Below are 12,982 nucleotides of genomic sequence, written 5' to 3'. Positions count from 1 at the left end.
GAGGCAGGCCGCAGACTATGGATAAGGATCTAAGCGCACAACTGGCACAGTGGCATGAAGACGGCGAGCATCAAAAAATAGCAGATACAATCATGGAAATCCCTCCGGCGGAGCGCGGTTACGCAATCATCAGCAGCCTCGGGCGGGCATATAACAATTTAGGCCGGTATGAGGAGGGGCTGGAGCAGTTTCAGCAGGTTGCGGCAGAAGGGGAAAAGGACCCGCTGTGGCATTTCCGCACCGGTTATTCCTATTATTATCTGGACCGGCATGAGGAGGCTGTGCAGGCGTTCAGTACGGCGATTGCACTTGATCCGGCCGATGAGCAGTCCGCTATGCTGCTGGACTGGAGCCGGCGGAAGCTGGAGCAGGAGCGGCTGATCGCGGCTAACCGGGAGCGCAGCAGGGCCGGAGGGCGTAAGGGTGTGCCTTTTGAAGGGATGGACCTGGCAGCCTTCTGGGATGACAGCGATTATGCGCTGGATTCTTATGTCCTCGACCCGCCGGATGACGGGCTGATCGCCTCGGTGGAGGGAGAGCTCGGCTACAAGCTGCCGGCTTCTTATATTACGCTGATGAAGCAGCATAACGGCGGTGTACCGCACAACACCTGCTTCCCGACGAATGTGCCTACCTCATGGGCAGATGATCATGTCGCCATCACCGGGATTATGGGGATCGGCCGGGATAAATCCTATTCGCTGTGCGGCGATCTCGGCAGTCCGTTCATGATTGAAGAATGGGGTTATCCGGATATCGGAGTGGTTATCTGTGACTGTCCGTCCGCCGGGCATGATGTCATTATGCTGGATTACCGCCACTGCGGCAAAGACGGGGAGCCTGAGGTCATTCATGTGGACCAGGAAGCGGATTACGAGATTACGTATCTGGCCCCGGACTTTGAGACCTTTATCTGCGGTCTGGTGCATGAAGAGTTATATGATACCTCTGCAGAGGACCGGGAAGAGGATCTGCGTAAGGTAAAAGAGGGCGAATTCTCGCCTTTGCTTGCCGAACTGTGCAGCAGGCTGCCTGATCCGGAGCAGCTGGAGAATCAGATCAGGGCTGTGTGCCACCGTGTTGTCCGCGAAAAGGGCTATTTCTCCTTCCACGCCGATGAGCTGTCGCTGTTGATGTATGATGTACAGTTCTGGCTGTATACGGAAAGCTACCCGCAGCCAACGCGGGACGAATATCTTGAGGTTTATCCGAAGATGATTGCCTTCGGCGGTGCGTTCGGGCAGGGCGGCTATGCCCCCGGCTTCATCAGTGACTGGCTGGACCGGCGGATCAAGGAGGGCCAGATTGTGAAGTCGCACGGGAAGCTGGCCTTCACTGCTGAGGCGCGAAGCCAGGTGGAGGAACGGCTGGCGGAGACGGCATTGGCAGCGGAGCAGGATGGAGCCATTTTGGAAACGGCAGAGACACCGCAGACTACAAAAGCGGAGATTGCAGCGGCCGAAGAGCAAGTCGCCCCCTTTAAGCTGATCGAACAGGCTAACGGCGGAATGTCCGTCATTCTCGTTGTCGGCAGCTACAGGCAGGAAGTGTTTGCTGCGAGGGCTGACGAGGGTTTTGAGGGCAACGGTTATGACTGGGCTTCACTGGCCGCAGTATTCCTTGAAGAGCAGCTGCCGCAGCTGCAGGAGAAGATTCATTTTGACCCGGAAGCGGATATGTTCTGCGCCTATTCGGCAGATGGGGCAGCGCTAAGAGCCTTTATTACCGGATTTAAGCAGGCCTGCGAGAATGAGGAGCTGATCCGGGACTTGTTTTCCCGGGCGGAGCTGGATTAGAGATTATCCAAATTCCCTGCGGTCCGCGCGAATTTTTGATTTTTTATTTTCTTCAAATTGTATATAATTATCTGATAACAGCCGATGAACATTTTAATAGTTTTCCTAGTGGAGCCATGCGTCTTGCAAGCTATCAAAGCGGCCTGGCTCTTTTGGCAAATTCAAAGAGATAAGGAAGGTTTTTTAATGAGCAGCGAACACAAAAAAACAGACGTTATCTTGATTGGTGCAGGAGTCATGAGTGCGACTTTGGGAGCCCTGCTGAAAGAGCTGGCGCCGGATTGGAACATTAAAGTGTTTGAGAAGCTTGCAGGCGCGGGTGAAGAAAGCTCCAACGAATGGAATAATGCCGGTACCGGCCATGCGGCCCTTTGTGAGCTCAATTATACCTCCGAGAAGCCGGACGGTTCGGTCGATATCAGCAAAGCGGTCAAAATCAACGAGCAGTTCCAGCTGTCCCGGCAGTTCTGGTCTTATCTGGTCAAGCATAAGCTGATCCGCAACCCGCAGGATTTCATTATGCCAATTCCCCATATGAGCTGGGTCGAAGGCGAGAAGAATGTGGCCTTTCTGAATAAGCGATTTAAAGCGCTCTCACAAAATCCGCTGTTCCAGGGCATGGAATTCTCCGAAGACCCCCGGAAGCTGAAGGAATGGGTGCCGCTGATGATGGAGGGACGCACCTCGCAGGAACCGGTCGCAGCCACGCGGATTACTGCCGGAACGGATGTTAATTTCGGCGCACTGACCCGGCTGCTGTTCGACCATCTGCAGAGCCGGAAGGTTGAGGTTCACTACAGGCACGCCATTAAAGACATCAAGCGTACCGGGGACGGCTTATGGAAGGTTAAGGTGCATAATCTGAGCAGCGGGCAGACGGAGGCCCATTCCGCCAAATTTGTTTTTATCGGCGCGGGCGGCGGCAGTCTGGCACTGCTGCAGAAGACCGGGATTCCGGAATCCAGACATATCGGGGGCTTCCCGGTGAGCGGGCTGTTCCTGGTCTGTGACAATCCTGAGGTTGTGGAGCAGCATCATGCCAAGGTGTACGGCAAAGCCAAGCTGGGCGCTCCGCCGATGTCGGTGCCCCATCTGGATACCCGCTATATCAACAACAAGAAGGCCCTGCTGTTCGGGCCGTTCGCCGGCTTCTCGCCGAAGTTCCTCAAGACCGGCTCGAACCTGGATCTGATCGGCTCGGTGAAGCCGAACAATCTGTTTACGATGCTGGCAGCCGGCGCCAAGGAAATGGCGCTGACCAAATACCTGATCCAGCAGCTGATGCTCTCGAGCGAGCAGCGCATGAACGAGCTGCGCGAGTTCATTCCGAACGCCAAAAGCGGCGACTGGAAGGTGGTCGTAGCCGGCCAGCGTGTACAGGTTATCAAGGATACACCTGACGGCCGGGGCACGCTGCAGTTTGGCACCGAGGTAGTCAGTGCCGCAGACGGCTCGGTAGCTGCACTGCTCGGCGCGTCGCCGGGTGCATCTACGGCGGTTCATGTCATGCTGGAGGTGCTTAACAAGTGCTTCCCGCAGCACATCAAGTCATGGGAGCCGAAGATCAAGGAAATGATTCCCTCCTACGGCGTTCCACTGGCCTCCCGGCCGGAATTGCTCAAAGAGGTTATGACCTCGGTGACCCAGACGCTGGGTCTCAGTGAAGAGGAGCCGCAGAAGCAGGCCAATTTCAGATAGAAATGTGCAAAGGCAGGTCCCTGTTCAGAGGGGCCTGCCTTTGCTGCGTTACTGGAGCTGTGAGCTATGGGCTGTAAGCTGTAGCTGTGAAAAGGGATAAGACCTGAGTTGCCGATTTGGAAGCTGTGGGTTTGAGAGCGTTAGCGGCTGCCTTTGTCACCGGGGACAGCGGGAAGCGGACGGTTAGTTGGATTTTCGTCACTTATTTCTGGCGCTTCCCGGTATTTTCGGCTATTAGTTGGAAAAACGTCATCTAAAGTGGGTCCTTTACTGCTCCATGAGCGATTTTAGCCGAATGAAGTAGCATTTTTCCAATTAGTCTCCCGAGAGTAGGATTTACAGAAGAAATAGGTAGCAGATTTCCACTTAGCTACGCGCATCGCACATGTTATATCTACCAATCTCCTGATTTTCCAGGAGCGGGGCCACTTCCCCCTCCCCCGGGAAGCCCGCTACTTCTCATCCCGGTATCTGTTCCGATATACGGCAGGGGTAAGATGCTCAAACTTCTTAAAGGTTTTGATAAAGTAGCCGGCATCGCAGAAGCCCAGTGCATCGCTGATCCGGTTAACGGGCTGCTCTGTCGCCTTGAGCAGCTGTTTAGCCCATTCGATCTTCAGCCGTGGTGCGAAGGTAGAAAAGTTCTCGCCGGTTTCTTTCGTGAAAATCCGGCTGAAATAGCTGGGGCTGATGTGGCATTGTCGGGCCAGATCGGCCAAGGTGAAGTTTTTATTCTTGTGCTGGTAGAGGTAATCAAAGGCTGGCTGCAGCAGCGGATTGGCGGCGCGGTACTGGCTTACGCTCAGCTCTTTGATCGAATGCTCGACCAGTGTATTGGACAGCTCGTTCTGAATCGCCTGCAGGCTGCCGACAGCGGGTACGGGCGCGGCGGCGTAATCATCGGCCTGGCTTAGAGGCGCTTCGGCGAGCAGTGTTTTTTTGTACATCTGAATGGTGGCATTCTTGGTGATTGCTTCTTCGACGATATAATTACAGAGGTGAAACAGCATGTTGGCCGTGGTCGATACTTCATCATAGGTCAAAACGGGCAGTGAGGCATATTCAGCTTCAAGCGCCTGGAACTTAAGCTCCGTATCGGCGCTGGGCGGCCGGGAAACGAGTTGCTCCAGCTGCTGGTCAGAGTCACGCAGCCGGATCTGCCCGGCCATGACCGCTCCTATGTATTGATTGTCTATTATGATCGGCACGGCAATATCAATAATATTGAAGTGGCATTTGTAGATATAGGGGGCATTCAGCCGGACGGCTTCAAGACCGCCCCGGGCATCGCATTTCTGGCAGAAGGGGGAGAGTACGTCATCCTTTCGCACACCCTGGCAGAAGGGCTGGCAATAGCTGTGCCTGCTGACCGGAATCCCTTTGTAATTGACGGTGATGATCGCCATCTTGGTGACCAGCGCAAGAGAGTCCTGGAGCACATGCCATTTCTCGAGATCTATAATGTTTTCCAGCTTGAACAGCGGATTGCTCATGAGTGTAAGATCCTCCTATCGGGTACCAAGTGCAAGATAATACTATTAACTAAGTATACAACAAGAAAACACAATGTGAAAACGCTTAATGTAGCAGGCAGAGTACAATGCTTAAAAAGAATGGGCAGACTATACTTGATCTATATAAGGAATAAGCGGATGCTCCGAAATCCCGTTTGTACGGGTGTTCACAGGAAGCATAGCTCACCACACTTTTAGGAGGAATTAAGATGAGAAAAGCTTTTATCAGCCCGACCAAATATGTGCAGGGTGAAGATGAGCTGCTTAACTTGGGTTATTTTGTACAGACATTCGGCCAGTCTGCGCTTCTTATTGCTCACCCGGATGATGTGAAGCGTGTGCAGGCCAAGCTGGATGCCACAGCCGAAACGTTTAAAATCACTCTCGTCGAAAGCAACTTCCGCGGCGAATGCTCGCGTGAGGAGGTTGCCCGCCTGAAGGAGCTGGCCCGTGAGCATGCTTGTGCCTGTACCATCGGCCTCGGCGGCGGTAAAGCGATCGATACTGCCAAATGCGTAGCTGAAGGCGAAGCGCTGATTATCGTGCCGACGATTGCAGCTACAGATGCACCGACGAGCCATTCGGCGGTTCTCTATACTCCGGACGGACAATTTGATGACTATGCTTACTTCAAGCAAAGCCCTAGTGTGGTCATGATTGATACGACTGTAATTGCCAATGCGCCGACACGGTTCCTGGTATCCGGGATGGGGGATGCGCTTTCGACTTATTTTGAAGCGAGAGCTACCTCAAATTCCTACTCCAATGTCAACGCCGGCCTGCCGAGCGGTGTACGTGAGGGCGTGTGCGGACCTGCAAAGGGAACCAATACGGCATTGATGATGGCTAAGTTCTGCTATGAGACTCTTTTGAAAGACGGCTTACATGCGAAAGTAGCCAGCGACTGCAATCAGGTGACGCCTGCGCTGGAAAATATCATTGAAGCGAACATTCTGCTGTCCGGACTGGGCTTTGAAAGCGGCGGGCTGGCGGCAGCCCATGCAATTCATAACGGCCTGACCTCGCTTGAGGGAACGCATCACTACTACCACGGGGAAAAGGTAGCTTTCAGCACGATTGCCCAGCTGGTACTGGAAAATGCTTCGTCCAGTGAGCTGAACGAAGTATTCGGCTTCTGCCTGTCCATCGGCCTGCCGGTCTGCCTTGAGGATATCGGAGTAGACAGCATTTCACAGGAAGAGCTGCTGGAAGTTGCACGGAAGGCCTGCATTGCAGAGGAGTCGATCCATTCCATGCCGTTCCCTATTACGGTAGAGGCTGTAGCGGCAGCGATCCGGGTAGCGGATCAGCTCGGCCGGAACTACAAGCAGAGCAAGGGGGCATAACATGAAGAAGATTATCAATGCACCGGAGACGCTGGTACGGGAGATGTGCAGCGGGCTGGTGCTGGCTCATCCGTCTCTTGTGTTCAACAGTAAACATAAGGTTGTTCAGAAAAAACAGCTGAGTCCGGATAAAGTGACGCTGATCAGCGGCGGCGGCAGCGGACATGAGCCGGCTCATGCCGGATTTGTCGGCAAAGGAATGCTGGATGCAGCGGTCTGCGGCGATATCTTTGCTTCACCGTCGCAGATTCAGGTATACCAGGCGATCCGTTCTACGGCCGGGCAAAAGGGAACTCTCCTGATTATTAAAAACTACAGCGGCGATATGATGAACTTCAAGAATGCCGCTTATCTTGCCGGCGAAGACGGCATTGAAGTGGATTATGTGAAGGTCGATGATGACATCGCCGTTGAAGACAGCCTGTATACTGTCGGTAAAAGAGGCGTAGCCGGCACCGTGCTGGTGCACAAGATCGCCGGTGCGGCGGCCGAGCGTGGCTTACCGCTGGCTGAGGTTAAGGAGGCCGCCGAGAAGGCAATCGCAAATATCCGCAGCATCGGTTTCGCCTTCACTTCGTGTACAGTTCCTGCTAAGGGAACACCGACCTTCCAGCTTGAGGATAACGAGATGGAGTACGGAGTAGGCATTCACGGAGAGCCCGGCATCCGCAGGGAGCCGGTTGTAAGCGCTGATGAACTGGCATCCAGAATGGTGAATGCACTGCTGGACAGCCTGGCGGTTTCCGGCGGGGCGGGATCGCCCGAGCTTACTGTACTGGTCAACGGCTTCGGGGCGACACCGCTTCAAGAGCTGTACCTGCTGGGCAACTCGGTTATCCGCGAGCTGGATGCCAGAGGAGTTAAGGTGCATAATGTGCTGGTCGGCAACTATATGACAAGCATTGATATGGCCGGAGCCTCCCTGTCGCTGATGAAGCTGGACGATCAGCTTAAAGAGCTGCTGGCTGATGAATGTCATACGCCTGCACTGGTGCTGCAGGGGCCGTTCGAGCCGGTGCAATACACCGAGGTTGTCCTGAAGCCGGAAACGGAGCAGGAAGTTTCCTTTAAGTGCGATACAGATGCAGCGCATGCCAAGGTTACCGGAGACACGTTTACTCTGAATAATCTGGTATATGCTATCGATAAAATGAGCGAGATCATTATTGAGAATGAGGTTCCATTCTGTGAGCTGGATGCCCATGCCGGTGACGGCGACTTTGGTATGAGCGTGGCCAAAGGGTTCAAGCAGCTTAAGACCGAATGGCCGGAGATTATGGCCAATCACACAGCCGATGCGGGAAGCTTCCTGGATGCCTGCTCCCTGATTATTATGGAGCACTGCGGGGGGGCCTCCGGCCCGATCTGGGGCTCTGCATTCCGGGCGGCCGGCAAATATGCCGGAGACCGGAGTGGTTTGAGCATGGCAGAGCTGGCCGAAATGCTGGAAGCTGTAGTTAAGGGCATTCAGGATACAGGCGAGCGTGCCTTCGGCAGAGGGGCGGTTGTCGGCGACAAGACGCTGATTGACGCGCTGGTTCCGTATGCGCAATCCTGGAAAGATAGTGCTGCCCAGGGCGTTGACTTCGGCACGGCTTCAACCAAGGCGGCTGCGGCTGCCGTGGAGGGAGCACGTCAGACCGGGGAGATCGTTGCCCGGATGGGCAGAGCCGGTACAGTCGGCGAACGCAGCCTTGGATACCCGGATGCCGGCGCCTATGCGCTGGGTGTGATTTTTACTGGACTGGCAGAAGCGATGCAATAGGTTAGTTATAATAAAAAGACCATTCCCGGGAATACTCTTTCCGGGAATGGTCTTTTTTATATCTGAACGGCGCCGGGGAATGTCTGCCCTGCTTACTGCCGCACGGAAACAATCCGGTTGCGGCCCTGATGCTTGGCGGCATAGAGCGCTTTGTCTACGGTTTTGAACAGATCGTTCAGATAGGCTGATGCATCCTTGGGCTGTCCCGTCTTAAAATCGCTGATGCTGAGGACTCCCATACTGATCGTAACCCATACAGGATGGTCTACGTTGTCTATGCTTATTTTATTGGCAGCCACAGCAGATTTGAGCTGCTTTGCGATTGCGACCGCTTCCTTCTCCTCCGTATCCGGCAGATAAATGATAAATTCCTCGCCGCCATAGCGGGCCAGAATATCCTTCTCCCGCAGCGATTGCTGAAGCACCTCTACAGTACCGCAGATGACCAGATCGCCGGCCAGATGGCCGTAACGGTCATTGACTGCCTTGAAGAAATCGATATCGATCAGGATCATTGCTGAAGGAAACCGTTGGTCACGGCTCTCGGTCACTTCCCTCTCCAGCTGCTGTGTGAGATAATGCCGGTTATAGCATTCAGTAAGACTGTCCGTTATAGCCATCTTCGTCAGCTTGCGGTTGGTCTGGAACAGCTCCTCCTGAACCTTGATCAAGGATTCATTTCTTTCCTGAAGAATGGTATTCTGATGATTGGTCTCATCAATAAGCCGGCGGAGCTCGGTGATATCCTGGAAAGTAATGGTACGCCCGACTCTGACCGAGCTCACCATGATGGGCGCCGCATGAATGCTAATGTACATACGGCCACCGGGGTGCAGACATTCAATCTCGGCAACCTCATCGGGATGTTCCCGGTACTTGTTCAGGAAGCGTCTGATGGAATCGGTCGTCTCCGGCAGAAAAGCCTCCATATGGAACCGGTCTCCGGGCTCCAGCCTGGAGTAAGGATACAGGGCCTGATTCATCTCCACTACCCGCTCATGATCATCCAGTACAAGAATGCCGTATTCCATCGTATCAATGATATCCTGGTGGGCAATCGTCACAATATCAAATACTTTATCCTGATGAATTGTAATCACGAAGAAAATAGCCGAGATTACAATGCCCAGCGAAGTGAACCCCGGAATGACCGGCAGATAATCATCCAGGACAACGTTGAGCAGGACATCGAGCAGCAAAAAGATCGTTACCGCAAGAATCCCTCTGAGCATGGACATGATCTGATTCTTGATCCGGGAAGCCTGATCGGACACAAGGGCAACATAAATAATGTACAGGGATACGAGCGCATGAATGACCAGAATCGAAATGTTGATCCAAAAAATAGGACCGTAAATCCGTTCAACGTACCCCCCGTTTACCGGACGGACAAACCATTCATACGGATTCAGAATCACGCCAAGCGATGAAAAAGCAGCCGGCAGGAACAGCAGGATTAAGATTTTGCGCTTAAGAAACTGGGACTGGCCGGAAATCAGAATCGTGAAGAAGATCCAGCCGGCAATCAGCAGGGAAGCATCGACAAAGGCTGCCTTTACGTAAAACAGCTGAAAGACCGGGTCATCTACCGTCTTGATGGCGAACTGGCAGTAGGGCCATACCATCATTGAAAAATGAAAGCCCAGGTATACTTTGTGCAATTTGGTTATAGTAACGGAAGCAAATATGTATATAAACAGCAGGAACAAGATAAAGCACATGATTAAATCGATCCATGATCCCAAATCCATACGCCGCACCTTCTTGCATTAATTGGTAGATTATGAACTTCTATGGGTCTTGAGACTTAGGTAATATTTCTAACTATATAATCAGCAATGCAAGATTACAAGATTTTTAGGGGAATCTATAATAAAGAGAAGGTAGAGTTACCCCAGCCGTTGAATATAACCGACAACTATACTATTAAAAGTCAGGCGTATCCGGGATACGCCTTAGCAGCAGGAGGAGAACCCTATGAAATCGATCACCGTTCAGAGTCTTACCGAGAAGTTCCAGCTGGAAGTACTTGCCGGAGCCAGCCGGATGGACCGTCTGGTTACACGGCCGCGGACACACCGGCCCGGATTGGAATTTGTCGGGTATTTTGATTTCTTTCCTATGGAGCGGGTACAGGTGCTTGGCCGCAAGGAAATTAATTATCTGCTTACGCTAAGCGTAGAGGACCGTGTGATGCATATCGGCAATATCGTCAAATATCATCCTCCGTGCTTCATTGTAACGACCGGACAGCAGGAAATCCCCTATCTTACCCATTTCTGTGACCAGGAGGGGATTCCTCTGCTGCGGACAGCAGAAACGACCAATGAGTTCATTGCCAAGCTGGACAGCTATCTTGTTAAGGCGCTGGCACCGGAGCTGTCTATTCACGGGGTATGTGTTAACGTATCCGGTATCGGCATCCTGCTGCGCGGTAAATCAGGCATCGGCAAAAGCGAAACCGCGCACACGCTGATCCGCAGAGGCCACCGGTTCGTAGCAGACGACATTGTGGTGCTAAAAAAGCTAGGCCCGGCGACACTTCTAGGAACCCATAACGAAACCACACGCGAATTCCTCGCGCTGCGCAGCATCGGCCTGATCAATGTGGTCCGCCAGTACGGGCGCAAGGCGTTCCAGGATGAGACACGGATTGTGCTGGATATTGAGCTATGCCCCTGGCGCGAGAATGCGCTCAACAATGAGCTGGAGCTGGTGCCGCAGTTTACTGAATATCTTGGCGTAAAAATCCCGCATATTGAAGTTCAGCTTCAGCCGGGACGTGATGTTGCCGGACTGATTGAAGCGGCCGCGAATAACTGGTATCTCAAGCAGCTGGGCTACAGCGCCGTCGAAGAATTCATGAAACGGATTGAAGACGGGATGCAGCCGTAACCGGCTGCCAATCCTAATTCTACCAGATGAAGAGGTGCAGCGGCACTCCGAAAAAGGATATATCCCTGTTATTTTGCGTATGGAAGCTAGGCCGGCTTTCAGGTAATAGCCCCACTCTGTGGGGTTATTTTGCATACAAGTGGTAGTAACCGCTTTCGCTTCGTTGTAGAATGGATGACAATAGCGGGAAGCTGCTATTAAACGGTTACGGGGGAGCACCTTGGTATGGAGAAATTTTTGCCGGATAAAAAGTACATTCCGTTCACCTACAAAATGATGATTCCCTATCTGATTCTGGTCCTGCTAACCGATCTGCTGGTCGGCTATATCGCCTACACGATGCTTGTAGAATCAAGAACCGAGATGGCGGAGACGAACGTGCGGACAGCCTTGAAGCAGACAAGGAGCAATATAGAATACCAGACAGATGAGATTAAACGGATGAGCAACTCGCTGTTTCTTAATACAAATTTTCAGAACGCGCTGCAGTTCAAAGGCGATCCGCTGGAGAATATGCTGAAAATGCGGGATGATATCGTTCCCTATATGAAGGCACCGCTGCAGTTATACGGGAACAAGCTGCGGCTGGCGCTGTATACGGTTAATGAGACCATGCTTGAGATTACCGGAGACGATATGTCGGAGCCTATCGGCAGAAGCGATTATTATGTGATGCCTGAGCGGGTCATCGAGGACAAGGAGTGGTTCCGGTCGATCCTGATGAATAATCTGGACAGCCTGTGGCTGCAGGCCGACAGTGACAGCGGGCTTGGCAACATTTCGTATTTCCGCAAGCTCGTTGCTTCCAATGCGGCGCCTTCAGTTATCGGTTATATCCGGGTCACGGCGAGAATAGACGAGCTGTTTGGCAACTTCGATACTTTTCCGGTGGATCAGGGGCTGGAGCTCCGGCTGGTGGACAGGGCGCAGGGCGTGACCATTTATGAGCAGGGAGCCCCGGACAAGCCGGATAAGCCGGACAATTATCTGATTATCAGCGAGGATATTCCGATACCCGGTTATGTCATTGAGGCGCGGGTGCCGCAGAGCTATCTCAACAAGGATGCAAGCAGAATGCAGAGGGCCATCGGCGCTGTCTGCACGATCAGCTTTGCTGTTATGGCAGCGATCGGGTTCCTTGTAGCCCGTATATCCGGCAAAAAAATCAAGCGGATCGTCTATCTGGCCCGTTCCTTCCAGGAAGGGAACTTCTACAAACGGATCGGGTTCCCCGGAAATGATGAATTTGTCTATATTGCCAACAGCTTTAATCAGATGGCGGCGAGCATTCAGGAGCTGATCCGAAACGTCTATGTTCAGGGCCTTCAGAAGAAACAGGCCGAGCTGGATGTGCTGCAGGCTCAGATCAGCCCGCATTTCCTGTATAATACCCTGTCCACCATCGGCAGTCTGGCCAATCTTGGGGAGGTCGGGAAGGTTACGCGGATGGTGAAGGGACTGTCCAAGTTTTACAGGCTGACCTTAAACGAAGGACGGGTCTATATTTCCATTGAAAAAGAGCTGGAGCAGGTCAAAATGTATCTGGAAATCCAGCGGGTGAAATATGCCGGTGCTTTTGAGGTCTATTATGATGTCGATCCCGAAATTTTACAGGTTCCAGTCATCAAGCTGATATTGCAGCCGTTTGTAGAAAATATATTCAAGCACGCCTGGTTCGGCGAAAGTATTGCCATCCGGATTACCGGCCGGCGGCTGGGTGACCGCATTGAACTGAAGGTGATTGATAACGGCATCGGTATGCGGCCGGATACGCTGCGCAGTATGCGCGCAGGCTCTTTTCAGCCGGGAAGCTATGGCCTGAAGAACGTGGAGGAACGGATCAAGCTTAGATACGGCAATGATTACGGTATTCAGATTGGCAGCTATTACGGAGCCGGGACAGCTGTGCAGATTGTCCTGCCGGTAGAGAATGCGGAAATCCGCGAAGTAATGGGGGAGTAGAGGATT

Annotated in this window: 8 protein-coding genes; 6 read left to right on the top strand and 2 right to left on the bottom strand. The window is 52.8% G+C overall.

What is annotated here, in order from left to right; translation table 11 throughout:
* Positions 1-17 precede the first annotated feature (17 nt).
* Positions 18-1,796, top strand: coding sequence for an Imm51 family immunity protein (locus tag NST84_RS29700; protein WP_342563596.1), 1,779 nt, complete (start codon positions 18-20; stop codon positions 1,794-1,796).
* Between the two features lie 186 nt (positions 1,797-1,982).
* A complete protein-coding gene (locus NST84_RS29695; protein ID WP_342563595.1) occupies positions 1,983-3,494 on the top strand; it encodes a malate:quinone oxidoreductase in 1,512 nt (503 codons plus the stop codon).
* Positions 3,495-3,946: 452 nt separating this feature from the next.
* Here the strand turns inward: NST84_RS29695 and NST84_RS29690 are convergent, their stop codons facing one another.
* Positions 3,947-4,987: a PocR ligand-binding domain-containing protein gene (locus tag NST84_RS29690; RefSeq protein ID WP_342563594.1), complete on the bottom strand. Its 1,041-nt coding sequence runs from the start codon at positions 4,985-4,987 to the stop codon at positions 3,947-3,949.
* Positions 4,988-5,217: 230 nt separating this feature from the next.
* Here NST84_RS29690 and NST84_RS29685 point away from each other — a divergent pair, with 230 nt between their 5' ends.
* Entirely contained in the window at positions 5,218-6,354 is a 1,137-nt protein-coding gene (locus NST84_RS29685) for a glycerol dehydrogenase (protein ID WP_342563593.1), read from the top strand.
* Position 6,355: 1 nt separating this feature from the next.
* Positions 6,356-8,119, top strand: coding sequence for a dihydroxyacetone kinase subunit DhaK (dhaK, locus tag NST84_RS29680; RefSeq protein WP_342563592.1), 1,764 nt, complete (start codon positions 6,356-6,358; stop codon positions 8,117-8,119).
* A 92-nt stretch (positions 8,120-8,211) separates the two neighbouring features.
* Here dhaK and NST84_RS29675 read toward each other — a convergent pair whose 3' ends face one another.
* Entirely contained in the window at positions 8,212-9,840 is a 1,629-nt protein-coding gene (locus NST84_RS29675; RefSeq protein WP_342566554.1) for a diguanylate cyclase, read from the bottom strand.
* A gap of 256 nt (positions 9,841-10,096) precedes the next feature.
* Here NST84_RS29675 and hprK point away from each other — a divergent pair, with 256 nt between their 5' ends.
* Both hprK and NST84_RS29665 read left to right on the top strand, forming a co-directional pair.
* On the top strand, positions 10,097-11,014 hold the full coding sequence (gene hprK / locus NST84_RS29670; protein WP_342563591.1) for an HPr(Ser) kinase/phosphatase: 918 nt from the start codon (positions 10,097-10,099) through the stop codon (positions 11,012-11,014).
* A gap of 225 nt (positions 11,015-11,239) precedes the next feature.
* Positions 11,240-12,976, top strand: a complete 1,737-nt coding sequence (locus NST84_RS29665; RefSeq protein WP_342563590.1) for a histidine kinase — start codon at positions 11,240-11,242, stop codon at positions 12,974-12,976.
* Positions 12,977-12,982: the final 6 nt, after the last annotated feature.

The organism is Paenibacillus sp. FSL R7-0345 (assembly GCF_038595055.1).
In the GTDB taxonomy this organism is placed as follows: Bacteria; Bacillota; Bacilli; order Paenibacillales; family Paenibacillaceae; genus Paenibacillus_AQ.
This window is presented reverse-complemented; position numbering and strand designations above follow the sequence as displayed.

Bases quoted from the DNA above. Each gene is read 5' to 3' on its own strand.
- hprK (WP_342563591.1), top strand. From the start codon at position 10,097: ATGAAATCGATCACCGTTCAGAGTCTTACCGAGAAGTTCCAGCTGGAA.
- NST84_RS29695 (WP_342563595.1), top strand. From the start codon at position 1,983: ATGAGCAGCGAACACAAAAAAACAGACGTTATCTTGATTGGTGCAGGA.
- NST84_RS29665 (WP_342563590.1), top strand. From the start codon at position 11,240: ATGGAGAAATTTTTGCCGGATAAAAAGTACATTCCGTTCACCTACAAA.
- dhaK (WP_342563592.1), top strand. From the start codon at position 6,356: ATGAAGAAGATTATCAATGCACCGGAGACGCTGGTACGGGAGATGTGC.
- NST84_RS29675 (WP_342566554.1), bottom strand. From the start codon at position 9,840: ATGTGCTTTATCTTGTTCCTGCTGTTTATATACATATTTGCTTCCGTT.
- NST84_RS29700 (WP_342563596.1), top strand. From the start codon at position 18: ATGGATAAGGATCTAAGCGCACAACTGGCACAGTGGCATGAAGACGGC.
- NST84_RS29685 (WP_342563593.1), top strand. From the start codon at position 5,218: ATGAGAAAAGCTTTTATCAGCCCGACCAAATATGTGCAGGGTGAAGAT.
- NST84_RS29690 (WP_342563594.1), bottom strand. From the start codon at position 4,987: ATGAGCAATCCGCTGTTCAAGCTGGAAAACATTATAGATCTCGAGAAA.